This is a genomic window from Paraburkholderia kururiensis JCM 10599 = LMG 19447 (assembly GCF_003986935.1).
In the GTDB taxonomy this organism is placed as follows: Bacteria; Pseudomonadota; Gammaproteobacteria; order Burkholderiales; family Burkholderiaceae; genus Paraburkholderia; species Paraburkholderia kururiensis.
This window is the reverse complement of record NZ_RJZE01000032.1, coordinates 42497-67118: the sequence shown is the minus strand read 5'-3', so window position 1 is coordinate 67118 and position 24622 is coordinate 42497. Positions and strand designations below refer to the sequence as shown.

Here is a 24622-nt window from a genome sequence, read left to right as displayed (position 1 = left end):
AGGCCACGGCACGATGCGCTCCATCTCGCCAAGAAACTTCTCGCGCCGTGTTTGCTTCTTCTTCATCGCGTACTCGGCGCTCGCAAAGCTGCGTTGGCTCATGTCCGTAGAGTTATGTTCCCGTTGCCTTCAGCATGCACGCATCGTGTAGCAGCAGTCAATTGATCAGCGAATCCCTAACACAAGTCGTCAACGAAGCGTGGACAGATAACGGCAACAGCCAGGGAGAGCAACGCAACATGAATGTCGAGACGGCGCTCAAAGCGAATGCGCAGTTTTCCGAAGCCGGCAAACCAGGCATGCGTGCGCCCAACGACCCAGCGATGTCGTCCAGGTCGCTCCTTGCTTTCTGTCCTTTTCGAGCGATACGAGCCGCGATTGCGCGCCGCTTCAGGTAACGCCGACAGCGGGCAAAGTCATACCCCTTGTCCGCATGCAGTTTGCCTGGACGTTTGCGGGGCTGGCCATTCAGTCCCGACACTGCGGGAATCGCATCGAGTGTGACCTCGAATGCCATCGAATCGTGCCGGTTGGCACCCGTGACCGCGATGGCAGTGGAATGCCTCGCGCATCTACGACGATGTGTCGTTTCGACCCGAGCTTGCCACGGTCTGTCGGGCTGGGGCCGGTTTCCTGGCCCCCACGGGGCTGGAAACACTGGCGGCATCAAGACTCGCCCGTTCCCAATCTATCTGGTCATGCTCACGCAACCGGCAAAGCATCGCAAGATGGAGTTGCTCCCATACACTTGCGGCCTGCCAGTCTCGCAGCCGTCGCCAGCACGTCATGCCGCTGCCGAAACCCGGTTCCTTCGGCAGGTATTCCCACGCAATGCCTGTCTGCAGGACATACAGGATGCCATTCAAGGCTGCGCGGTCATCTATCGTTCGGCGTCGGCCGCCTTTGGGCGACGGTGCGAACACCGGAATCAGCAGTTCCAACGCCGCCCATAATTTGTTACTGATTTGCGTCTGGACATGCCGCCAAGATATGGCCTTCATGGCCTCACGTCCAGGTTGTGTTAGATGGTATGGACGCCTCCCCCCGGCAACGGGCAAGCAGAATCCCAACGGGAGAGAGCATCGGCACTCAGATGTACAGTGGATGCGTCGAACATCCACACTCACGCAGGAGGTTTCCAAATGAAGACGCCCGTCATCGGCATGGATATCGCCAAGCATGTCTTCCAGTTGCATGCAGTCGACGTTGCTTCCGGGAAGGTCGAGCGCGTGAAACTCAAGCGAAGTGAGGTGGTGGATTTCTTTGCAAAGAGGGAGCGCTCAATCGTGGCGATTGAAGCCTGCGGCGGTGCTCATCACTGGGCCCGGCAGTTGGGGAAGTTTGGTCACGACGTAAGGCTCATTGCAGCGCACTCTGTGAGACCCTTCGTCTTGCGAAACAAATCGGATGCAGCCGACGCGCGCGGTATCTGGACCGCGGCCCAGCAGCCGGAAGCGCGGTTTGTCGCCGTTAAAAGCGAGACGCAGCAGTCGATTCTGGCACTGCACCGGATGCGAGCCCAATTGATGAAATTCCGGATCATGCAAACGAATGCTTTGCGCGGCATCCTCTATGAGTTTGGCGAAATTCTCTCCGAAGGCTTCCAGCCGTTCACGAAGGAGATCGTGCCTGCGTTCGCCAGAATCTCCGATCGGTTACCTGCAATGCTAGTCGAAAGCCTGCGCGAACAGTGGGCCCGCGTACAGGCGATCAGCGAAGATATTGCGTCGCTGGAGCGGCGTCTCTCGAACGAGCTCAGACTCAGCACCGAATGCCGACGGGTTGGGGAGATCCCAGGCGTCGGTCTGCTGACTGCAACCGCCACAGTAGCCGCGATCGGTGACCCCGCTACGTTCCGCTCTGGCCGCGAGTTTGCCGCATGGCTAGGCCTTGTTCCACGCCAAACCGGAACGGGCGGCCGCATACGACAGCTTGGCCTGAGCAAAAGAGGTAACACCTATCTCCGAACGCTGCTAATGCATGGCACAAGATCGGTGATACTCCGCGGCACCCGAACACCGTGGCTCAATGACTTGCTGGCGCGACGCCCCTTCAATGTTGTTGTTGCCGCCGTAGCGAACAAACTGGCCCGAACCATCTGGGCAATCCTATCGCGGCAAACACGATATGAGGCTCCCGTCGACGCGTAGCAAATGTTGTTCGGCAACGCGTTACCAGTTGTAGATTCCCCCACCAAGGAGCGCAAGCAACGAGTTGCATGATGGATGACAGGTTGGACCGGGACGAGGTAAGTCTGATTAGAGTCGTGAACTCTCGAGTTCGAGTGTTAGTTGAGACCCTCGCCAGCGAATTCCATATGGGCCAGCAGGCCGACCAGCCTGCAATGACGGGCCGGACATAAGCGTGCTGCCTTACCTGTAGACCAAAGTGCAACCCCAGCTTGCTATCCGGGAGGCGTCCATATAAGCGATTCTTAGTCGACAAGGCGCGGGCCACGGAACGGCGACCTGGCGGCCCATGCTCACGGAGCAACGTCAGGGACGAGCTTATGGACAATCGCGTAGCGAACCAACTCAGCGTCGCTCCCGAGCCCCGTTTTTCTTATGATATTCGTATGATGGGCGCTGACAGTTTTCGGGCTTACACCCAGAATCCCCGCGATCTCGGCTGCAGTCTGACCGCATGCGATCCGAAGGAAAATATCTAGCTCGGTGGGCGTCAGCCGTTCATGCGGCAAGCCGCCGTCGGCCGCCAACACGTCGAGCATCAAATCACGAGATGCGGGGAGGCTCACGTAAACGCCGCCGGACGCAACCTTTCGAACGGCTGCAAGCAGCTCGTGTGCAGGGCTGGTCTTGGCGACGAAGCCCGAGGCCCCCGCCGCGAAGCATTGGCTTGCAACTCTGGTTTTCGTCGACCGAGTAACAACGACGATCCTTGGCAACGGACTCGCCTGCCTGATTTCCCGGATAAGGTGCATTCCGCTCAGGCCCTGCATGACAAGCCCGAGTGTCAGCACCGCCGGCGATTCAGTCCGCACAAGATGCAGGGTACTCTCGCCGTCGGAAGCCTCACCCACGACCGCAATGTCGCCCGCCGTCTCAAGCACGCTCCGGACTCCAGCGCGCACGATCACGTGTGCTTCCGCGACGCCGACCCTGATCATGAACGCTCCGTGATAGCACCGCCTTGTGTTCCGTTTGCCTAAAACTCTAACAAGCTAGAAGTTGGCCGGCAACCGGGCCATTACCAGGCTCACGGTCTGTCTCTCGACCGGGCCAATATCCAGGGCCAGTGTGAAATAAGTGGCGAGCTGTTCTATGAGTGTTGACCACGATCAGTTTCATATCTGACGCCCCAGGCATCATTTGTTGTGTCAACGCGAGAAAATTGCGGATGGGGAGAAATGGCCGGAATGCATTCGTACTACGAACGGGAGCTTGAGCTACTGCATATCAAGGCGGCCATTTCGCTCCTCGAGCAGACGCGGACGTACCTTTCCCTTCAAACGCCAGTCTCCAATCCAGCGTATTGGAAGGCCCGACTCAAGGCGATACTCGACGAACGACCACTCGACGCGGTCCTCGAAAAGCAGGTCTTTGAACTGCTCGCCCGCGCCAATCAACTTCAAACCGGCAAGTTGTCGGGCGGGCATTAGCGGCGCGCGATCCAATCACAGCGGCACTTCCACTGAAGACCTCATATCCGACACTGAAGTTGACCGTTTCGACGGACAGATCTGCAGTAGCGATCGATGTGCGATTTAACCTCCGTTAAGCGGTAAGTCGCGGGTTGTCCACGGACGGGCGGCGGGTCGCCCATCACGACCATGGTGCCGCCCGGCGGTGTGTTGGCGCGCAGCTAAATTTGCCCCCCCGGGTGCGTCAATTCTGCGCGCGCGTTAACAGACACGCCGTCACAGACTTGATGTCGGATAGCCGTTGCGCGCCGGCATTTGGACATTTCTCGTTTCGGCCACAGCGACCGTGACCTGCGGCGGGATTTTGTGGCCAGTTAAGCAGTGAGTCGCATGTCGATATTATCGGACTCCAGCCAGGCCCGACGGACCGTCGCCGGAGGTTGGTAACGATGGGCGTAATACGCCGCTTCACTACTTTCGAGGCTGGACTCACCATACAAAAGTACTGGTCGTCCGCCTGCCCTACGCGCGCGATGAAACCTCAGTGCACATCAGGGGTTAATCTCAGAATCACGCGTTGGGAGCATGAATCGATACTTGAAGAGATGCAGCATCGGCTCGACAACGTACGGAATGCAGCAAGACTATGACGTCAGACGGTCGAGCATCCCTTCGGAAACCTGAAGTTCTGGATGGGAGCCGCACATTTCTTGACGCGAACGCTTCGAAATGTCCGAACCGAGATGAGCGTGAACGTGCTTGCATATAACATGAAGTGAGCGATCAAGATCCTCGGGGCGCAAACCTTGATGGCTGAGATGCGGGCGTAAGCCCTCTTCGCGAGTTCGAAAAATTGTGAGCATCGGTCGCTCCAATCGCGCGTCGTCACGCTCGACGCAAACGCTCGGCGAGCGTTTTCACGCGCTCTCGGGCGCGCTGAGCCGTCAGCCGGGCCACTCGCCGACGTTTCGATGCAAAGCGCATGAGCGAGTGTTCGGCCAGAACCGACTCACGATGACACGTTGAGTATCGTTGACGTCCATTAGCGGACCGGTGCCAAGTGAGCAAGCAACACCCTCGACTGCCTGTGCTGCCGATTTCGATTGCACTGACCGAATGCAGTAGCCGAGCGCACCCGTTTCTTCGATTCATGGCTGCGACGGATCGCGCCAGACACCCATCAGGCTCAAGCGATCGGCGCACATCGATTGCCTGTCGCCCTAGTGGCTCTGGCACCCCAGAAGAACGTTGGTGCCGCAACGCGTCCATTGGGTTCGCACAATAGTCGTGGTTGCCAGACTCCGGCACGAATCCAGGGCTGACTCGCGTTGCAGGCGATCCGCGTTACTGCACATCGGGCACGGCGGCACGGCATCCCATTCAATTGGGTGGCTTTTCGCCAGTCAACGATCGGGGCTTGTCGGTCGCCGTCGTAACGCTTATGCGAAGCAGCGGGTCACATCACATGGCTTTCGCTCCTTCAGCATGTGGAAGCACGCACGGGCGAGCTTGTGGGCCAGTGCCTTGCGTGCGATCACTGAATTCGTCCTGGCTTTCTTGCGCTCGTAGAACTGCCTGGCTTCGGTGCTAAAGTGCATCGAGAAGTTGGTCGCCTCGATGAAGGCCCAGCCCAAGTATGAATTTCCGTTCCTCGTATTGCCTTCGCCCTTCTTCTTGCCGTTGCTCAGGCACTGGCTGTCCATGCACCGCGCGTAGGAAGCGAAGTTGCGAGCGCTGGCGAAGCGTTCGATGGTTCCTGTTTCCAGCACGATCATGGTCGCAAGCGTCTGACCAATGCCGGGTAAGGTGGTCAGGAGGGTGTAGTCCGTACGTGGCGCGATCTTTTCTTGAAGACGCCTTTCCACGATAGCGATTTGTGAGGAGAGCGTCGTGATGACCGCAACGTCGTTTGGGAGATACAGTTGGTCGACAGTAGTCTGGTCCAGTTGCTTGACCTGATTGCTCGTGATTCGCGTGCCGGAGTGACGCGCCGTAATGTTCTCAACGGCGAGAATGTGGCTGGTGCGGCTGCGCAAAAGCTGCATGCGTTTGCGGGCAAGGTCGTGCACCTCGCGGTGCTTCGCCGGCAGAATGGTGCCGGTAGGCAGGATGCCCAGGCGCAGCAGGTGGGCAAGGTAGCGCGCATCAGTCTCGTCACCGCCGTGCTTGAGCCCGTCGTATTTCTTGATCGCCGTGGTGTTGGCCAGATGGACCACGAAGCCGGCGGCCTGCAGGCCGTCGACAAGCCAGTACCAGTTTCTACGTGGATTCGACCACGACGCCTGCCGACCCACGCCAGAATCCTTGCCAGGTCGTTCGGCAGACGTTTTTCTGCGACCACGCGGGCTGTTTCGTCGATCACGCTCACCACGCTGTCGTTCGAATGCAGGTCAATACCGCTATAGTTCATGATGACCTCCTTCCGGTTAAAGCGGCTTTGGCAAACTCGCTTTAACCCCGTCGCCTGGCAGGGCGGCGGCAGGAGGCCCGCTAGATGATTTTCAACTGCTCCTTATTTTGGGACGATATTTTCTGTCTCGGGGTATTCCCTCGCCGAGCAGCTGGGGAAGTGACTTAGGAATGTGTCGAGGCCGATTCTGGCGAGCGGTACGCTCGCATTGTTCTCGTCGCTCAGTTCGGCACGCTGGCATCGCTCACGTTGTCCATCATCATCACCACGGTCGCCTGAACCCATGGCGCTTGGGCCAGCGCGGCGACCACCTGCCCGTCATTCAAGGGCAGATCGATCACGCGTAATAACGCCGGGTCGCTGAGCAGCGGTTCGTCCTGGTCCAGGCGCACGTCGATACTTTGCAGATCATCAGTGAGCCCCACGCCGGTGGCTTTCAGAATCGCTTCCTTGCGAGTCCAGCAGCGTTTGAACATAGGCAGCCGCTCATGCGGCATCGCCTCGCCGATACATCGTCGTTCGGCCGGGTGGGTCGCCGCAGGTAGCAAGTCGCGGTAATCGCCGAGGCGCGTGAATGTTTCGAGATCGATGCCTATAGGATCGTGCCGGCTTACTGCACACGCAATCCATCGGCCGGAGTGCGAAAGACTGAAGGCAGCGGCGTTGGGCAAGAACGGCTTCCCATAGGGGCCGAGACGGAACGCGTAGGGTGTAGAGGCACCGCGGGCGCGGACCACGTGATGGACCATCGTGCGCCCCAGCACGAAGTTGTGGCGATCCGAAGGCTGATGGAAGCGCGTGGACCGCTGGCGGTCTTCGTCCATCAGCAGGCTGTCGTCCCCGAAAGCCTCGACGCCGTTCAGGACGAGCACGAAGGTGAAGCCGCGCGCCAGTGCGTCGTCGCAGGCATGGCCAGCGTCGTGCCATAACGCTGCCGCCGTGGCGTGCAGCACCGTCACGGAGTTGCTTGCACGCGGCACCTTCGATTCGTCTCGTCCGGTCATGCCAACTCCCGTGAGTCTCGCCATTTCTGACGGGCGTCGTACTACGCAACCCGCTCGACCGCCTGGTCAGCGTCGAGTCAACTGCGCCGCAACAGCCACATCAGGTACGGACCGCCAATAAGCGTCGCGATAATGCCGGCCGGCATCTGCTGCGGAAACACGACGTTGCGGCCCAGCCAGTCGGAAAGCACCATCAGCAGCGCGCCAACCAGCCCTGCCACGAGCATCTGCGAGCGCGCCCGTGAGAATCCCATCAGCCGCGCAAGATGCGGCGCCATCAAGCCGACAAACGACATCGACCCGATCACGACTGTCGCGCCTGCCGTCAGCGCAGCCGCCACCGCAAGCAGCCACAGTCGCACGTGCCGCGTGCGAACGCCGAGCGCGTCCGAAACGGCACTGCCAAGAGGCAGGATGTCGAGCCATCGCACGCTGATCGAGGTTATGGCTGGGCCCGCGCCGGCGCAGCAGAAGCCCGCACAGGGTACGGCTGCGGCACCGCTGGGTGCCGACCTCGGCTGGCGCGACTTCTTCAAAGACCCGCGCCTGCAAAGGCTGATCGAACTCGCGCTCGCGAACAACCGCGATATGCGCGTGGCCGCGCTCAACGTGGCGCAGTACGAAGCGCAGTACCGCATTGCGCGCGCGAACATCGGCCCGACCATCAGCGCATCCGGCTCGGTCACGCGCGAACGCGTGGAAGGCTCCACGAGCGCCTACAGTTCGAGCAGCGCGAGCGTGGGCCTCACGTCGTGGGAAATCGACTTCTTCGGCCGCCTGCGCAGCCTGAAGCGCCAGGCGCTGGAGCAATATCTCTCGACGGACGCCGCGCGCACAAGCACGCAGATCAGTCTGATCGCGACAGTCGCCACGGACTATCTGCAACTGCTCTCCGACGAAGCTTCATTGCAGATCACGCAGAACACCGTGGACGCGGACCAGCACACCTACGACCTCACGGTCAGCATGATGAAGATGGGCAGCGCGTCGCTGCAGGACGTGCGCCAGGCCGAAAACTCGCTTGCCAGCGCGCGGTCGAGCCTCGCCTCGTACACGCGTGCAGTGGCGCAGGATCGCAACAACCTCGTTGCCGAAATCGGCGCGCCGCTGCCCGGCGATCTGTCGCAGGGCCCGTCTCTGATGGAAAGCGAGAACACGCTTGCGGACATTGGCGAAGGCGTGCCGTCGGATCTGCTCACGCGCCGCCCCACATTGTCGAAGCCGAGCACACGCTGAAGGCCGCCAACGCGAACATCGGCGCCGCGCGCGCCGCGTTCTTTCCGAAGATCGAGCTGACGGCTTCCGCGGGCACCACGAGCGGCAGCCTCTCGAACCTCTTCAAGGCCGGCACGGGCGCGTGGACGTCTGCACCGTCCATCTCGGTGCCCATCTTCGAGTTCGGCTACAACCGCGCCACGCTCGACGTGGCGAAGGTGGAAAAGGACATCGACATCGCCAACTACAAAAAGGCCATCCAGACGGCGTTCAAGGAAGTGTCCAACGCGCTCGCGGGACGCACGACCTACGTCACGCAGGTGGCTGCGGACCGCGACTACGTGGGCTCGGCGCAGCAGTACTACGACCTCGCGCAGGCACGCTACCGCAGCGGCACCGACAGCTTCCTGACGCTGCTCGACGCACAGCGCACGCTCTACACCGCGCAACAGCAACTCGTCACCGACATGCTCGCCACGCAGTCGAACCTCATCACGCTGTACAAGGTTCTGGGCGGCGGGTGGTCGGAGACAGGCGCGGTGGCGCAGCGCTAGTCGTGCGTGCCACAGACCGCTGGCCGCTCGCCATCGCGGAAATACGCGCTCTCAGAACGGCGTGGCAATCTGCGCCTGAACGACGAGGCTGTTGCGCGTGCGGTTGCGCACGGCCGTTTCGGTATAGGCGTTGAGCCACAGCGCGCGGTTGCCGCTCATCTGCCAGAAGAGGCCCGGACCGATGCCCAGCACCTGTTCGCGCCCGGCCACGGACGTGCCGTTGATCCGGTTGTCCGCAAGCTGGCGGAAAAAGTAGCCGTTGATGCCCACATGCAACGTGGGCGTAAGCGCGTAGGACGTCGTGAAATTGATCCAGGCGGCCTGGCCGGCTTGCGTGTCGCTAACGGGCTGGTTGTCGAACGCGAGCGGGTAGCTCGCCGCCGGATCGTGATTCTTGAAGTTGTACAGGTAATGCAGCCGCCAGCTGATCTCGACCTTGGGAAGAGGAAACAGCGAGGCCGCCCAGTATGGATTCAGGGAGAAATACCCGGAACTCTGGTTGAGGTCTGCGTTGTGCTTGTACTGCCCCGTCGGCGCAATCACGTCGAACTCGAAACGCTGCACGAACAGAGGCTGCCCCGAAGAGCCCAGAATGGGCGCGTACTGAAGTTGCGGTCCGAACGTCACGTCCCCCAGCGCCGTGCCGCCGCCCGACAAGCTCGCCCCAGGCTGGTCGAAACTGCCATGCAGCCACGTGAGCGGCACGATCACGTTGAAGCCCAACGTCCCGCCCGCCAGCTGCCACGGGGATGCATAGGCCAGATGATTGACCCACGTGAACGAATCGACACGGGGATGACGGAACGCGCTGTTCGTGCTGCCGTCCGCGTTCTTGATCGAATCCGCCGTCGAATAGCGCACTTCGCTGAGATACGACCAGCCGGGCGGCCCTGAAAATCCGTCGAAGAAGCTCGTGGAACCGAGATTGAGACCCTGCGGCTCCGAAACCGTCGGCGCACGTCCCACCGCGGTCTGCGCGAATGCCGGCGCGGCGCTCGCAAGGCATGCCGCCAACAATAGCCGCCGTCCGGCTTTCGCAATAAATTTAGTGATGCCAATCATCATGTTTGTCTCCAGATATGCCGGCAGATTCCGGCTGTTGTTGTAATGAACGAATCGGGGGATGCTGCGTTGTTTCACACCGCAGCGGGCCGTTGCTCAGCGCCGCCGCGGCATCGATCTGTCTGGTGCTACAGCGCAGGTTCGACCGGGCGAATGACGTTGGCGGACACTGCCTGGCCCGGCGCGGAAAACTGGACCATTTCCGCACCCAGGTATTCGAGGATGTCGAGGTCCGCCACACCGTTGACGACGTGGAACGTGGTAGGCAGTTGCTCGAACGTCGCGCGATGCCAGTTCACCGAGCCGCCCGCGGCTTTCCACTTCCTGAAGTTAGCGCCGCCGAACTTGATGGGCGACGTGTCGCCCGCCGCGCCCGGTTGGGGCTGCGAGGTGGTGGCGTAGGCCACATCGCAGCCGCCGCTACCGAAGCTGCCCGTGCGCGGCATGTACTTGTAGAAGAGCGCCGCGCCGCCCGGCCCCGGCAGCTTCGGCTCTTCGTGCACTTCAACCAGGCCGTGAAGCGCGATCTCGAAGAACCTGAAGTCGAACCACGAGGCCGATCCGCCCGCTGTGCCGTGCGCATGATCGATCTCGAGCGCCGGAATGTCCGCGAACAGCTTCGGGAACCCGAGTTCCTCGCGGCCCGTCAAGATCGCGTCGGGAATGCCTTCCCAGAGCACGGGGCAGAACGCGCCGTCGATGGTTTCCGTTCTGCCGTGATAAGTCGTGGGAATCTCGATCATGGCGATGCCGTACCCGCGGCCCGCCAGCCAGTACAGGTTGCTGAAGAACGCGAGCGACGCGTGGACTTCAGGCTCGCCTCGCAGCCGAAAGCCGGGCGGCAGGATGCGCTCCAGCTGCTCGCGGTGCGTGCGGTATTTGACGGTCATCCACGTGGCGTTCATGGTGCCCGCTTCCTCGGGCGTCCACAGCGTGCCATCGGCTTTTTGACGCGGACCCGGCGCGGGTCCGAACACGGCAGGCATGCGATAGCGCACGCCCGGTTTGAATTCGACGGTCATGATCGAATGTTCCTGGTTGGGTTGAAGGGTTCAGAACGGGTAGTGGCGCGGCGTGGTCTGCACCGTGAGCCAGCGCAGTTCGGTGAATTCGTGTACGCCCGCGCGGCCGCCGAAGCGGCCCAGTCCGCTCGCCTTGACGCCGCCGAACGGCATCTGCGGTTCGTCGTGGACGGTGGGACCGTTGATATGGCAGATGCCGGAGTCGATGCGCCGCGCGACGTCGAAAACGCGACCCACGTCGCGGCCGAATACCGCTGCAGAAAGGCCGTACTCGTTGTCGTTGGCGCGGGCAATCGCCTCTTCCACACCGTTCACGCGCACGATCGGCTTCACGGGGCCGAACGATTCCTCGCGGTAGACGTTCATTGCAGGCGTCACGTGGTCGAGCAAGGTGGCGGGCATGAGCGTGTTCGACGCCTTGCCGCCGCACAGCAGCGTTGCGCCTTTCGCGAGGGCGTCGTCGATCAGCGCGTTGCAGCGCTCCACTGTGGCCATGTCGACCACCGACCCCAACACGACGGGCGCCTCGCCGCGCGGGTCGCCCATGGGAAGCGAGCGGACCTTGTTCGCGAGACGCTGCACGAAGTCGTCGGCAATCGCGGCGTCCACGATGATGCGTTCGGTCGACATGCAGATTTGCCCCGAGTTGGCGAAGGCGCCGAAGGCAGCGGCGTTCACGGCGTCGTCGAGATCGGCGTCGTCGAGCACCACGAGCGGCGCCTTGCCGCCCAGTTCCAGCACGGCCGGCTTCAAGTACCGCGCGCAAGTGGATGCCACGATGCGCCCCACCCGCGTGGAGCCAGTGAAGTTCACGCGGCGCACGGCGGGGTGGGCGATCATCGTTTCCACCACAGCGGCGGCGTCTGTTGCCGCGTGGGTGACGAAGTTCACGACGCCCGCCGGCAAGCCAGCATCGCGGAAGCTTTCTGCAATCAGGCGGTGCGTGTAAGGACACAGCTCCGAGCCCTTGAGCACGACGGTATTGCCACACGCCAGCGGCACGGCCACGGCACGCACACCGAGAATCACGGGCGCATTCCAGGGCGCCATGCCCAGCACGACGCCTGCGGGCTGACGGACGGCGAGCGCAAGGCAACCGGGCACGTCGGACGGAATCGCCTCGCCGCTCACCTGGGTCGTGAGCGACGCGGCTTCGCGCAGCGTGGCCGCGGCAACCTGCACATTGAATCCCGCCCACGCGGCCGTGGCGCCGGTTTCGGCGCACATGGCCTGCGCGAACTGTGGCGCTCTCGCCTCCAGCGCATCCGCTGCCGCGTTGAGCCGCGCCCGCCGCTCACCCGGACCGAGCGCGGACCACGCGGGAAACGCCGCGGCGGCGGCGTCGACTGCTGCATGGGCGTCGCTCGCGGTGGCTGCCGCGGCATGCGAGACCACCGCGCCCGAAAGCGGATTGCGCCGCTCGAAGGTCGTGCCGGACGAGGCCGGCACGTCCTTTGCACCTACGAGCAGGTTGACTTCATAAGCCATGGGGATGGACCTCCTGTTTGCTGCGAACGGTGCCGGACACCGCGCTCACGCGGGTTCGGCCGCGACGGTGTTCTCGATATGGCCAAGGCTCTCGATCTCCACCTTCACCACGTCGCCCGGCTGGAGGAATTTGCCGAGCGCAATGCCGACGTTCGCGCAGGTGCCCGTCGCGATCAGGTCGCCGGGTTCGAGCGTCATGACCTGCGAAAGCTCGTGGATCTGCTCCCAGATGCTGTAGATCATTCCGCCCGTGCTCGCGCTCTGGCGCAGCTCGCCGTTCACCCACAGCTTCATTTGCAGCGCGTGCGGGTCGGCAATGTCGTTGGCCGTGGTGATCCACGGGCCGATAGGCCCGTGCGTATCGAACGACTTGCCGAGCGTGAACGTCGGGCTCCTGAACTGCCAGTCGCGCGCGGTCACGTCGTTCGAGACGAAGTAGCCGCCCACCACGGACGGCGCATCCTCCACGCTGACGTAGCGGCAGCGCTTGCCGATCACCACGCCCATTTCGGCCTCGTAGTCCATCTTGTCCGACACGCGCGGCTTGACGATCGGATCGAACGGCCCCGTGATGCAGCTCACCTGCTTGTTGAACCACAGTTGATGGGGCGGCACGGTAATGCCGGCGCGCGCCGCTTCGTCGGCGTGGTCCTGATAGTTCATGCCGATAGCGAGGTATTTCTGCGCATCGGGAATGGGCGCTTCGAGCTTCACGCGCGCGAGCGGCACGCCGTCTTTCACGTCGCGAAGCGTCTGTTCGAGGCGGCTCAGCAAGGCGGGACCGGCGGCCAGCACGTCGCGGATCGAAGCGGGTGCCGAAGAGTCGAGCGCCTTCAAGGCAACGACGCGATCGCCATCCACAGCGCCGATGGTGGTCACACCGTCATAGGTGTAGCGGGCAAGTTTCATACAGAACGCTCCTGCGCAAAAAAATGGGAATGGAGTTCAGGCGAAGAATTCGGGCGTGAGCGGCGGCGCCCATTGGCGAAGTTCGTCGGGCGACATAGGCGCGTGCCCGGACGGCGTGCTGTCGTTGACCAGATCGCCGTCGGTCCAGTGCTCGATCTTGTTGCCGAACGGGTCGCGCCAGTAGTCGAAGATCTGGCTGCCCTGCACATGGCGGCCCACGCCCCACGAGTGCTCGTAGCCGCGCGACTTCAGGTGCTCGCCGCCCAGCACGACGTCGTCGAGGTCCAGCACTTCGAACGCGGCGTGATCGAAGCGCGAGCGGCCGTCCTGCGCCGAGATCAGGGCAACCGTGTGGTGGTCGGTCCATTGCTCGCCCAGCCCGCAGTGCAGGAAGGCGGCAATGGTGTTCTGCTCGCTGCCGGCCCAGTACGTGTCCGATACGCGAAAGCCCAATACGTCGCGATAGAAGGCCAGCATGGCGGGGAAGTCGCGCACCTGGAGCGCGACGTGGCCCAGCCGCAGCACGCCGCTGGGCCGCGGCTGCAGGCGTACGGTCTGGCCCAGACGCCGGCGCGCGCCGCCGCCGTTCATGGCGACCGGGTCGCGCAGCGGCAACGGCGCGTGCCGTGCGGCGCCATGCACGACGTCCACGAGGAAGCCGTCCGGGTCGCGAAAGCGCACGCGCTGCCCGCCGCCCGGCTCCGGGTTGTCTTCCACCTGAACGCCCAGATGCGCAGCGAGCCGCTCGAGATCCCCCGCGTCGGCCGCATGCAGGCCGAAGCCCAGGGTGACGTTGTCGGGACCGAGTTCGCTTACATGCACGTGGTGCGCGGTGTCCGCGGCCCGCATGTACAACGCGTGCTCGCTGCGGGCCGCGCGGTGCAGGCCGAAGTCGAGCAAAAAGGTTTCCATGCGGTCGAGGTCGGTGACCTGATACCGCACGAAGGCAATGTCTTGCACTGTCATCACGAAAGCGTCTCCTTGTGTTGTGCGAGTCGTGGCAGGCGAGCGTGGCATCACGGCCAGCCGAATCCACAAATTCAACAATCAAAGATTAACCTCAAAAAAATCGATAAAACATAGGGAATTCCATAATCTTGACGAACGTGGATGGCGGAAGCGAGAATCGCGGCAAGCTCCCCACATGTACGAACGCTTGCTCTCATGGACACGACCCTCACCTCTCCAGGCGCAAAAAGCCTGACGTCGCTCGCGGTGGAACGCCTGCGCGGCGACATCCTTGCCGGGCAGTTGCGCCCTGCGGAACGGCTGCGCATCCAGGCGCTCAGCGAGCGGTACGGCATCGGCGCCACGGCCATTCGCGAAGCGCTGTCGCGCCTCGTCACCGACGGCCTCGTGGATTCGGAAGACCAGCGCGGCTTCTGCGTCACGCCGGTCTCGCGCGAAGACCTGACGGACCTCACGCAAACGCGTGTGGAAGTGGAAGGCAGCGCGTTGCGGCTGGCGCTCAAGCACGGCGGCATCGACTGGGAGTCCAACGTGCTGTCGGCCTTTCACCGGCTGCAACGCACGCCTATGCCCAGCTCGCCCGAGTTGCACGAAGCGTGGGCGGCGGTGCACCGGCAGTTCCACGAGGCGCTCATCGCGGGATGCGCATCGCCGTGGATGCTGCGGCTGTGCCGGCTGCTGTACGACCAGTCGGAGCGCTATCGCAACCTGGCCGAGCAGTACACGACCGAGAAGAACCGCGATGCGGCGAAGGAGCATCGCGAGTTGATGGAAGCCGCCATGGCGCGCGACGCGGACCGCGCAGTCCAACTGCTCGCCGGGCACTTCTGGGAAACCACCGGAATCATCCTGAAGGCCGTGTTCAGCGACAACGCAACCTCCCGCACGGCCAAACGCGGCTCCGGCCGCAAACCGCGCAGCAGTCGCGACGAAACATAACGGGGCGCCGCGCGTAAGCCCGCCCCGCTAACGCTGTGGGGCCGCCCGCGCCCTTTCCAGATCACGATGCAGATGCTGCGCACAACGCGGCAGGGGCGGACTTTGCCGTAGCGAGCCGCTCACGAACAAAAGGAGACAACGCAATGCAACCTCACACCGCGCCGGCAAGCGACCGGGCATACGAATTCAAGGCGGTCAGCCTGCTGGCGTTGGGCCTCGGCATGGTCGGGCTCGACCGCTTCATCATCAATCCGCTGTTCCCGGTGATGCAGAAGGAACTCGGGCTTGGCTACCAGGACCTCGGCCTGATTTCGGCCGCGCTGGCGCTGACGTGGGGCGTGGCGTCGATCGTCAGCGGACGCCTTGCGGACCGCGTGGGTCCGCGCCGCGTGTTGATCGCCGCGATGGCCATCTTCTCGCTGCTCGTGGCAACCACGGGGTTTGCAACGGGCCTCGGCAGCCTGCTCGTGATCCGCTCGGTCATGGGCCTCGCAGAAGGCGCCTACGTGCCCGCCAGCATCGTGGCGACCGTGAACGCGTCGAAGCCCTCGCGCGTCGGGCTCAACATCGGCCTGCAACAGATGGCCCAGCCGCTCGTCGGGCTGGGCTTCGGCCCCATCGTGGCCGTCGGGCTGCTCAAGGTGCTGCCAAGCTGGCATTACGTGTTCGCCGCGGTCGCGGTGCCGGGCCTGCTGCTCGCCGCCGTGATGGCGAAGGTGCTGCGCGACCCGGCCCGTGTCGCCGGCGCACCGCGCAACGAGGCAAGCGATTGGCGCACCGTCGCCATGCTCGGCGCCGTGCGCGTGAATACGGCGGCCATGCTCTGCTATCTGACCTGCGTGATCACGCTCTCCGCGTTCATGCCCAATTACCTGACCGACTACCTCCGGCTGAATCTGGACCAGATGGGCATGGTGCTGACGGGCCAGGGCGTGGGCAGCCTGGTCGGCATGGTGGTCATTCCCGCGCTATCCGACCGGTTGGGACGCAAGCCGATGCTGCTCGCGGCGCTGCTCGCGGAACTCGTGGCGCTCTGGGTGCTGCGCACGATCGGCGCCGAGCCGGTCAAGCTGTTCGCGGCCTTGTTTGTCATTACGTTCATGAACTCGGGCGCCATCGCGATCACGGTGGGGCCGCTCACCAGCGCCGCGGTTCCCGCCCGCCTCGCCGCTTCGGCCACGGGCGTCGTGGTGGGCATCGGCGAAATTGTGGGCGGGGCGCTGGCACCCGCCGCCGCGGGCGCGCTGGCCCACGCCATGGGCATCGCCGTGATTCCGGTCATCGCGTTGGTTGCCACCGCTGCGGGCGCCGCCATCGTGGCCTTCGGCGTGCGCGAGCCCCGCCCGTCCGCACACATCGAAGAGCATCCGGCCAACACGCTGCCCTGAAGCAGCAACGACGGCGAGATAGCGACGAGACAGCGGCAAGGCGCCGCCCACACCCCATTCACGACCTTCCATTGGAGACACGAAGTGACATCCGTATCGCAGCACCCTGACGACGGCGCGTCGGAAAACCTCGCCGACGTGGCGATTGTCGGTTACGGCCCGGTTGGCCAGGCGCTGGCCTTGAAGCTCGCGCTGGGCGGGCACCGGGTCGTCGTGATCGAACGCTGGCCGCAGCTGTACGGCCTACCGCGCGCGGTCGGGCTCGATCACGAGGCGATGCGCGTCCTGCAGTCGCTCGGCATCATCGACGAATTCGAACCCAACACGTGCCTGAGCCACGTCTACGAATGGCGCAACGGCAAAGGCGAACTGCTGGTCGCCTTCCCTGGCCTCGACGAAATAGCGGTGTCCGGCTGGCCGCGGCAATTCGGGTTCAGCCAGCCCGCGCTCGAACGTCTGCTCGACGAGCGCATCGGCCGCGCCTACGCGGACCGCGTCACGGTGCATCGCAACCTCACCGTGGTGGCCGCCACCGGGCATCCCGACAAGGTGGTGCTCGAAACGCGGCCTACCGGAGAGATCGACGGCGAGCCCCGCCATATCGCCGCGCGCTACGTGGTGGGATGCGACGGCGCCGGCAGCTTCGTGCGAGACGCAATGGGCGCCTCGCTCGTGGACCTTGGCTTCGTTGCGGACTGGCTCGTGGTGGACGTGCAGCCGCGCGACCCATCGCAATGGAGCGCGGACGTCATCCAAGTCTGCGATCCGCAAGGCCCGACGACGATGGTGCCAGGCGGCCCCGGACGCCGCCGCTTCGAATTCATGATGCTCGAGGGCGAACACAAGGACGAGCAGAACAACCCGCAGGCCGCATGGGCCCGGCTGGAACGGTGGGGCTGGACGCCTGCCAACGCGATCCTGGAACGCCACGCCGTCTATACGTTCCGCGCCGCCGTGGCCGACCGGTGGCGGCGCGGGCGGCTGATGATTGCCGGCGACGCCGCCCACCTCACGCCGCCTTTCGCCGCGCAGGGGCTCTGCGCCGGCCTGCGCGACGTGATTGCGCTCGCGTGGCGGCTCGATGCCGTATTGCGCGGCGAGGCCGAAGAGACGCTGCTTGACAGCTACGGGCCGGAACGGCAGGCGCATGCCACCGCGCTCATCGAGTTCGCCGTGATGCTCGGCAAGATCATCTGCGTGCTGGACCCAGCCAAAGCGGAAGAACGCGACCAGCAACTGCGCAACGACGCCGGCCGCGGCGAACAGAAGTGGCCGGCGCCGCGCCTTGGCCCATCGCCGCTCGTGCGCGAAAACGACCCAGGCGCCGGATGGCTCGGCGTGCAGGGACGCGTGCAGCTGGGCGAGCAGACCGCCCGTCTCGACGACCTGATCGGCTCGGGCTTCGTGCTGATCGGGCACGGGCACGATCCGTCGAACGCGCTCACCGCCGAACAGCGGCGCTTTCTCGCCGGCATCGGCGCAACGGCGATCGGCATCGGCGGATCGTGCGCGGCGCGCGACGTCGACGGCACCTACGCACGCTGGTTCGAGCAACTGGGCACATCCGCCGTGCTCGTGCGGCCGGACTTCTATGTGTTCGGCAGTGGTGAGGCGCCGGTACTCGTCAGCGACCTCATGGCCGCCTGGACGCGCGGCGTGTCGGCGTTCACCGCGGAGGCCGCATGAACGCGGACATGGCACCCCGGCATGCCGCGCTCGAGCGGCACGGCGAGCGCGTCCGGCGGCTTGCTGCCGGCGACCTTGCCGGCCTCGCCGACCTGCTGGACGACGATCTGGTCTACGTGCATTCCACGGGGCTCGTGCAAGGCAAAGCCGAGCTGATCGGTTTCTTCACGCAGACGCTGCACGTGCTGGACATTCGGACCCGCATCGCGCACTTCGCGCAGGGCAGCGACATGGCCTGCATCGGCCTGTTTCAGCGCATGCACGCACAACTGCAAACGGACCCGCCGCGCGAGCTATGCACGTACAGCTACGTGAGTGAAGTGTGGCGCCTGTGCGGCAGTGGCAGTGGCTGGCGTCTGCGGCATTTCCAGTCCACGGCGGTCAGCGAGGAAGCGGCGCAGCTTTGATTCGTGTCGAAAAGGCGCGACCACGTTCGTCGTGGGGCCGCGCTTTTTCCAGATGCGAGGCATGCTCGCCACGTGCTCCACGACATCGCCGCCGCACGCAAAGCCGGTGCCTTGCGCACCGGCGCTTCTGCGCTTCTGCACGAAACGCGTGCCTTATTCGATCCGCGCGACCTCGTCGAAGGAAAGACGCGGCCCTCGCGGACGATAGCCCGCCGGGTCCGCCACGCCCAGATTGAAGAGGAAGTTCGTCGTCCACGTCGTATCGCGGAAGAACGCCTCGTCCACCTTGGCGCGGTCGAAGCCGCTCATCGGCCCCACCGCCAAACCCGCCAGCCGCGCCGCGATCATCAGATACGCGCCCTGCAGGCTCGCATTGCGCAACGCGGTCTCGGCCGCCAGCCCGGCATTGGCCACGTACATGCCGGCAATGCCGGGCACCGCGGGAAACTGGGTGGCGAGCTGCTCGTGGAATTGCCGGTCCATCGCGACGATGACCGTCACGGGTGCAGCTATGGTCTTCTCGACGTTGCCGGGAGCGAGCGCATCCTTGAGCTTCGCCTTCGCGGCAGCGCTGCGCACGAACACGAGCCGCATCGGCTGGCAGTTCATCGACGTCGGGCCGAACTTTGCCGCCTCGTACAGCGCCTTGAGCACGTCGTCGCCAATGGCATCGCTGGTGAACCGGTTGGCGCTTCGCGCCTGCAGGAACGGTTGCTCGAAAACAGCGGGATCGATCAGATAGGTCATGGGAACGGGTTTGACGGATAGAGATTGAAAGAGTGTGTGCGTTGCGCGCCGAACGACGCACCAAACGTCACGTGGCCACAGCGGGCCACGCGCCGTTCACGGGTGCCGCGGCGGCGCGATCTTGTTGATGCTGTTCCAGTGCTCGGCCAGCTTCCCGTCGCGCAGCCGAAACGCGTCGAACACGAAGTAGTCGTAGAACGCACCGGGCTTCGCGGGCTCGGGCTGCGGCACGTAGCCCGCAATGATCACGACGTCGCCCTCGGCCACGAGCAGCGCGGGCGGCGGCGAAAGCTCGTCTTTCACGGGCAGCGGTGGCGCATCGCCAAAGAGCCCGCGCAGGTAGCGCTCGAGGCCGTCCGCCCCGTCGGGAATGTGCCGGCAGTGCTGTTTGTAGTCGGCGGTGACGAAGTCTTTCGCCGCAGCGGGATTGCGCGCCTCCAGCACGTGCCGGAAGAAGTCGACGACCACCTGGCGGTTCTTCTGTTCGAGGGTGGGTTCAGCGGTTGCGTTCATGGTTGGAGTGCCTCATTGGACGAATATCATCGGACGGGTAAAAAATTGAACGGCGTTCTTCACGGTCTGGACAGACCCGTGATGCGGCCCAGGTCGACGACCAGAAACATGCCCACCATCCAGCCGCTGCGGATCGGCGTGGTGGAGACGGAAGCCAGCACGGCGGTGTTGGGATGCAGGAAATACTGCGCAAAGCCCTGGACCAGCACGCCGGGCACAAGGCCGAACTGGCCGTGCACGTCGAACGTGAAGGTGTTGCGGGCCACGCCTTCGTTGACGACCGGCACGGCGCCTCCCGTGGACGCGTTCAGCAAGCCGGTGAAGGCCGCCCGAGCCTGCTGCTCGTACAGCGCCCGCTCGCTGCTCAGGCGGATGTAACGCACCGTGGAGCCGACCATCGCCGCGGGGTTGTTGCGCAGAAAGCCGCCGTACTCCGCGCCGCCATAAGCTTCGATCGGATAGCTCTGGCCCGGGCCAGGTGTGATGAACGCGCCGCCGTACAGGGCAACGTTGCGCGGCACCGGGCCTGATGCTTCGTCCGCGCGCCACACCACTTTTCTCGCCTGTCCGTAGAAGCCCCACGTGCCGCGCCCGTGTTCGAGCGGTGTGCCCGACGAATTGAGCGCCTGGCTGGACCCGTCCACGTTGTACAAGGCGTCCTGGTATGGCGTCGTGCGGTGATAGATGCCGGCCTCGGCCTTCAGCGGGTACCGCGTTTCGGAGAAGTCTGTTTCGTGCAGCACGTTGACGATGCCGGTCCAGCCCGTCCTCGTTCTCGTGCGCCAGTCCCAGCCGGTGGTGTTCTGCCAGATGTCGGTGTTGTCCTCGATCACGCCGAGCCCGAGCCGCGTGTTGCGCGACAGCGCATAGGCCATGCGGGCGCCCCATACCGACTTCGTCACACCGGGTGCGTCGAGCACGTTGGCCATCGTCGAATTCACGCAGCCGCTGCACATCGTCGTCACCATGAAGTCGTCGTTCAGGTTCATGCGGCCGTACTCGATATGAAGCCGCTTGTTGAACAGATCGTGCGACAGCGTGAATTTCACGAGATCCGTGCTTTCGGGCTCCACAGGAAAAGGTGTGAACGCAGAGCCCGTCTGGAACAGGTAGGTCTTCGTGTTGTGCGAAGGCCGGTTCCACGACTCCGTGATGTTGAACTGCGTGTCGGGAATGCCGACGAGCTTGTCGAGGTCCACATTGGCCTTCATGAACAGCGCGCCGTAGTCCGCCGACTTGCCGGGCGAAATGCCCGTGGACGGATTCGCGAAATAGGCGTTCGTGAAGAGCAGGCCAAGGCTCACACCGTGCTCCTCCAGCACGTCGCCTACGTGCGCGAGCGGCCCCTGCCTCGCCGCGGGCCCTTCACCGGGCGGCACGGACGGAACGGGCAAGCCCACGCCCGGCGGGTTCTGGCGCGTCTCGGTTTGCGCCTGCAGCAACGAGGAGGACGCAGGCGTTGCCGCGGCGGCGCTCGGCGGCGCGCTGCCAGCGACCGTCGTACTGGCCGTACTGGCGACACTGACCGCACTTGCCGCGTTTGCCGTACCGGGGGCACTTGCCGCACTGGCCGCACTTGCGGCCTGCACAACGCTCGCGTTCGCAGCAGGAACGCTGGAATCCGACGATTGCGCCGCGTAGGCGCCCTGGGCAGCGAGCAATAGCGAGCCCGCTGCAATCACATTGAATGCAGTTGTCATGTCGATGTCCCGATGCGGGTGTGTGTTTTAGTTGTTTCCCGTTTCGGGACCGACGAATGCAGGCCGACGTGCTGTCTCACGCGCCTTGGGCGGCGCGGCAAGCGAGACGGCCAGGGTCGCGACGACCGAGAGCGATATGCACAAGGCGAACACCGGCGAATAGCTGCCGGTACGGTCGAATACCGCGCCGGCGGCCCCCACCAGGAACGCACCCGACCCCGTGCCCACGGCCATCATCAGACCCAGCAGTTGCGGAAAGACGTTCGCGCCGAAGTAGTTGCCGAGCAAGGCCATCAGGCAGACCTGCGAGGCGCCGTAACCAAGCCCCACGGGCACGGCGAACATCCACGACCCTGCGGCGCCCTGAGGATGAACGGCAAGAATCAACCCTGCGGTAAGCGACGCGATGGCCACCGCGCCAATGCGCTGAATGGAAAAGCGGTCGCCCAGCACGCCGGCCAGCGCATTGCCCGCGAGCGATGCCGACACCATGATCGAGACGGCAAACGCAGCACTGCCCGACGAGTAGCCGCTGTCGCGCAGATGCACGACGCCGTGGGCCATCATGAGCATCCAGTCGAAGCCGACCACGCACATGTACAGCATGATGAGCCAGTAGGAGCGCTCGCCGAGCGCTTCACGCCATGTCGAAAACACCGGCGCCGTGGGTCCGGATGCGGCGGGCAACGGCGCAGCGACAGCGCCTTCGCCGGCCGGTTCGTCGCGCCGGATGGCGAACGCCGCAATCAGGAACGCAAGCAGCGCGAAGCCGGACATCACATACCAGCCCGCGCGCCACTCGCCGCCGTCCAGAACAATGGCCTTCTCGAGAAAGGGAGCGGCGATCATGCCGCCAACGTCGATTGCCGAAAATACGATGGACACGGCAAGCGCGCGCCGGTCGGGAAACCATTTCGCCACGGCGGCCTGCGCCGGTAGCAGACCCGAACAGGCCACGCCGCTGCCCACCAGCAGCCCGAATACGAGCGGAAACTGCCACGCGTGCCTCACTGCTTCGGCCATGGTGAGCGTGCCGGCCGCGAGCAATGCCGTTCCGGCGAGGATCACGCGCTTCACGCCCACGCGACGAACACCCATCGCGATGATCGGTCCGGGCGCGCCCATCATGAGAATGAACACGCCGAAGCCTGTGCCGATGACGGTCCGGTCGAAGTGCAGCGCGTCCGCCATGTGTGCGTTCACCACGCTTGCGCCGATACTGGGCAGCGCGGCCGCAAAGACGACGATGACCCAGAGTGCTGCGATCAAACGCCACCGGTAGGCGCTACTGCGCTGCGGCTGCTCAACGGGGTGCTTAACGGGCTGCTTAACAGGCCGCTCAACGGTCTGAATAAGGGTCTGCGCCTGATTGCCCGGCGAAGACGAACCATCCTGAATGGAACTCATGCATGTCTCCTACGTTGTCATTTTTTGCCGACTGTTTTTGCCGACTGTTTAGTGCAATGCCTCGTGAGCGAGGCATGAAGAACGAGGTATCAGCCTGCCGCCTTGGGCCCAGCCACATCCGGCAGACCGCCGGCAAACATGCCGAACGGCGGGCGTCCGAGCAGATAGCGTCCGTAGATTTCACCGAGCGGGTCGACGCGCACGGCGCCGTGCAGATTGGCCACGCGGATATCGCGCACGAAGCGCTGAATGGGATTGGTGTCGCGCGCCGTGGATGACCCGAGACACAGCTGGATCATGCCCACCGCGTCGTCGCACATCTTCGCGCCGTAGGCCGTGTGCATGGTCATCTGCGATTCCGCTTCGGCGGAAAGGGCCGTGCCTTCCAGCGCCGAGCAGTCCACGATTTCGGCGTAACGCTGAATGAGCGCCTGCGCGGCGCCTATCATGGCGTCCGCCTTGGCCGCCACGATCTGGGTGGACGGCATGTCCGCCACTGTTTCGTACGGCAGATTGAAGGGCTTGAGCTTCTGCGTCTGCTCCATGAAACACTCGAGCGCGCCCTTCGCCATACCGTGAGCGATCGCCATGACCGTGAGGTGCGTGACGAGCATCAGGCCCCGCGCATCGACGCGATACGCGATGCCGCGGTACTTGCCCTTCAGCGCATCCATGCGCGGCCCCAGTTCGGCGAGGTCCAGATAGCGATGTGCCGGCACGAACACCTCCTCGCGCGCCGTGACGCTGTTGCTGCACGTGCCTCGCATGCCCATGACGTGCCAGTCATCGAGAATTTCGTATTGGCCGCGCTTGAGCAGCGCCATGCCGCGACGGACCACGCCATCCGCCCCTGCGATTTCCACGCCCACCGTCACCCAGCCCGCGTGCTTGCAGCCGCTGCCGAAATGCCACGTGCCCTTCACCATGTAGCCGCCCTCCACGGCGCGCGCTTCACCCACGCGTGTCGAAAAGACGGAAGCGCCCGCGGCAAGCGGCCCTTGCCAGCTGTCGCGTTCCGCGAATACCTCTTCCACGGCCTGTTCGGGAAAAGGCAGAAGGTTGCGCGTGCCGCCGGCCACGAATGCCATCCAGCCGGCCGCGCCGTCGGCCCGGCCGATTTCCGACACGATGTCCACGACGTCGCGAATGCCGAGCGCGTATCCACCCAGCTCGACGGGCGTCGTCAGCTTGAACGCGCCGGCCTGAGTCAGCGCTTCCAGCGTCGGCGCAGGCACCTCGCCCGCTGCCTCGCCCGCGAGCGCGTGCTGCCGGATGAGCGGCACCAGTTCGGTCATCCGGTTGCGCAGTTCGCGCCCCGTCTTGGTGGTCAGCTCGGTTGGCAGATCAAAGCGGGGGTTCGGGAAAAACGGCGCAGTCATGTGATGAATATCCTTTTGGAAAAAATTGGGCCGCCATGCGTGCATGTCATGCGACTGGTCTGGATGCCTGAATGTGCATCGCCGCGCGTTGCAGATGAAGTCACAACACGTCTAAGCGCGACGTCTCAACGGCGACGTCGCGCAATACGTCGTAATGACGCACGGGGCGAACGTGGTGTTTTCCCGGCTGGGCCGCAGAGGGCGGACCCTCTAGCATCGGAA

19 protein-coding genes and 5 pseudogenes are annotated in these 24622 nt (G+C 64.1%); 8 read left to right on the top strand and 16 right to left on the bottom strand.

Annotated features, from left to right (window positions below; translation table 11 throughout):
- Both PKKP23_RS29880 and PKKP23_RS29875 read right to left on the bottom strand, forming a co-directional pair.
- A pseudogene (locus PKKP23_RS29880) lies at nt 1-102 on the bottom strand (IS5/IS1182 family transposase); the annotation flags it as partial.
- A gap of 74 nt (nt 103-176) precedes the next feature.
- Nucleotides 177-1001 (bottom strand): annotated as a pseudogene (locus PKKP23_RS29875) (IS5 family transposase).
- A 141-nt stretch (nt 1002-1142) separates the two neighbouring features.
- Here PKKP23_RS29875 and PKKP23_RS29870 point away from each other — a divergent pair.
- Nucleotides 1143-2150: an IS110 family RNA-guided transposase gene (locus tag PKKP23_RS29870; RefSeq protein WP_126879531.1), complete on the top strand. Its 1008-nt coding sequence runs from the start codon at nt 1143-1145 to the stop codon at nt 2148-2150.
- 332 nt (nt 2151-2482) lie between these two features.
- Here the strand turns inward: PKKP23_RS29870 and PKKP23_RS29865 are convergent, their stop codons facing one another.
- Nucleotides 2483-3127, bottom strand: coding sequence for a response regulator (locus PKKP23_RS29865; RefSeq protein ID WP_126879530.1), 645 nt, complete (start codon nt 3125-3127; stop codon nt 2483-2485).
- A 249-nt stretch (nt 3128-3376) separates the two neighbouring features.
- Between PKKP23_RS29865 and PKKP23_RS29860 the strand changes: the two genes are divergently transcribed.
- Nucleotides 3377-3619: a hypothetical protein gene (locus PKKP23_RS29860; RefSeq protein ID WP_126879529.1), complete on the top strand. Its 243-nt coding sequence runs from the start codon at nt 3377-3379 to the stop codon at nt 3617-3619.
- A gap of 548 nt (nt 3620-4167) precedes the next feature.
- A pseudogene (locus PKKP23_RS35090) lies at nt 4168-4380 on the top strand (IS5/IS1182 family transposase); the annotation flags it as partial.
- Between the two features lie 660 nt (nt 4381-5040).
- Here the strand turns inward: PKKP23_RS35090 and PKKP23_RS29850 are convergent.
- From PKKP23_RS29850 to PKKP23_RS29840, 3 genes and pseudogenes are all read right to left on the bottom strand, one after another.
- Nucleotides 5041-6011, bottom strand: a pseudogene (locus PKKP23_RS29850) (IS110 family RNA-guided transposase).
- 221 nt (nt 6012-6232) lie between these two features.
- A complete protein-coding gene (locus PKKP23_RS29845; protein ID WP_161978162.1) occupies nt 6233-6970 on the bottom strand; it encodes a 4'-phosphopantetheinyl transferase family protein in 738 nt (245 codons plus the stop codon).
- 122 nt (nt 6971-7092) lie between these two features.
- The gene (locus PKKP23_RS29840; protein WP_240659186.1) at nt 7093-7446 is read right to left on the bottom strand and encodes an iron chelate uptake ABC transporter family permease subunit; all 354 of its coding nucleotides are present in this window, start codon (nt 7444-7446) and stop codon (nt 7093-7095) included.
- Here PKKP23_RS29840 and PKKP23_RS29835 point away from each other — a divergent pair.
- Nucleotides 7430-8784: pseudogene (locus PKKP23_RS29835) on the top strand (efflux transporter outer membrane subunit). The gene PKKP23_RS29840 and the pseudogene PKKP23_RS29835 sit on opposite strands and share 17 nt — an antisense overlap.
- A gap of 51 nt (nt 8785-8835) precedes the next feature.
- On the opposite strand, the gene PKKP23_RS29830 reads toward PKKP23_RS29835, so the two are convergent.
- The 5 genes from PKKP23_RS29830 to PKKP23_RS29810 form a co-directional block, all read right to left on the bottom strand.
- Nucleotides 8836-9849, bottom strand: coding sequence for a SphA family protein (locus PKKP23_RS29830; RefSeq protein WP_017773360.1), 1014 nt, complete (start codon nt 9847-9849; stop codon nt 8836-8838).
- 125 nt (nt 9850-9974) lie between these two features.
- Nucleotides 9975-10868, bottom strand: a complete 894-nt coding sequence (locus tag PKKP23_RS29825; protein ID WP_017773359.1) for an acetoacetate decarboxylase family protein — start codon at nt 10866-10868, stop codon at nt 9975-9977.
- Between the two features lie 30 nt (nt 10869-10898).
- On the bottom strand, nt 10899-12356 hold the full coding sequence (locus PKKP23_RS29820; protein WP_126879527.1) for an aldehyde dehydrogenase: 1458 nt from the start codon (nt 12354-12356) through the stop codon (nt 10899-10901).
- A gap of 45 nt (nt 12357-12401) precedes the next feature.
- Nucleotides 12402-13265, bottom strand: coding sequence for a fumarylacetoacetate hydrolase family protein (locus tag PKKP23_RS29815; protein WP_126879526.1), 864 nt, complete (start codon nt 13263-13265; stop codon nt 12402-12404).
- 36 nt (nt 13266-13301) lie between these two features.
- Nucleotides 13302-14231: a VOC family protein gene (locus tag PKKP23_RS29810; protein WP_126879525.1), complete on the bottom strand. Its 930-nt coding sequence runs from the start codon at nt 14229-14231 to the stop codon at nt 13302-13304.
- Nucleotides 14232-14429: 198 nt separating this feature from the next.
- On the opposite strand from PKKP23_RS29810, the gene PKKP23_RS29805 reads away from it, so the two are divergent.
- From PKKP23_RS29805 to PKKP23_RS29790, 4 genes are all read left to right on the top strand, one after another.
- On the top strand, nt 14430-15173 hold the full coding sequence (locus PKKP23_RS29805) for a GntR family transcriptional regulator (protein ID WP_017773355.1): 744 nt from the start codon (nt 14430-14432) through the stop codon (nt 15171-15173).
- Nucleotides 15174-15316: 143 nt separating this feature from the next.
- Nucleotides 15317-16561, top strand: coding sequence for an MFS transporter (locus PKKP23_RS29800; protein WP_126879524.1), 1245 nt, complete (start codon nt 15317-15319; stop codon nt 16559-16561).
- A gap of 84 nt (nt 16562-16645) precedes the next feature.
- On the top strand, nt 16646-18247 hold the full coding sequence (mhpA, locus tag PKKP23_RS29795; protein WP_126879523.1) for a bifunctional 3-(3-hydroxy-phenyl)propionate/3-hydroxycinnamic acid hydroxylase MhpA: 1602 nt from the start codon (nt 16646-16648) through the stop codon (nt 18245-18247).
- Nucleotides 18244-18654, top strand: coding sequence for a DUF4440 domain-containing protein (locus PKKP23_RS29790; RefSeq protein ID WP_126879522.1), 411 nt, complete (start codon nt 18244-18246; stop codon nt 18652-18654). Before mhpA ends, PKKP23_RS29790 begins: the two co-directional genes overlap by 4 nt.
- Before the next feature lie 153 nt (nt 18655-18807).
- Here the strand turns inward: PKKP23_RS29790 and PKKP23_RS29785 are convergent, their stop codons facing one another.
- From PKKP23_RS29785 to PKKP23_RS29765, 5 genes are all read right to left on the bottom strand, one after another.
- Nucleotides 18808-19401: a malonic semialdehyde reductase gene (locus PKKP23_RS29785; RefSeq protein WP_126879521.1), complete on the bottom strand. Its 594-nt coding sequence runs from the start codon at nt 19399-19401 to the stop codon at nt 18808-18810.
- A gap of 96 nt (nt 19402-19497) precedes the next feature.
- Complete coding sequence (locus PKKP23_RS29780; protein ID WP_017773348.1) at nt 19498-19914, bottom strand: nuclear transport factor 2 family protein; 417 nt, start codon at nt 19912-19914, stop codon at nt 19498-19500.
- Nucleotides 19915-19973: 59 nt separating this feature from the next.
- Nucleotides 19974-21614 (bottom strand): carbohydrate porin, encoded by a 1641-nt coding sequence (locus PKKP23_RS29775; protein WP_126879520.1) that lies wholly within the window; start codon nt 21612-21614, stop codon nt 19974-19976.
- 27 nt (nt 21615-21641) lie between these two features.
- Nucleotides 21642-23021 (bottom strand): MFS transporter, encoded by a 1380-nt coding sequence (locus PKKP23_RS29770; protein ID WP_240659185.1) that lies wholly within the window; start codon nt 23019-23021, stop codon nt 21642-21644.
- Between the two features lie 89 nt (nt 23022-23110).
- On the bottom strand, nt 23111-24400 hold the full coding sequence (locus PKKP23_RS29765) for an acyl-CoA dehydrogenase family protein (RefSeq protein ID WP_126879519.1): 1290 nt from the start codon (nt 24398-24400) through the stop codon (nt 23111-23113).
- Nucleotides 24401-24622: the final 222 nt, after the last annotated feature.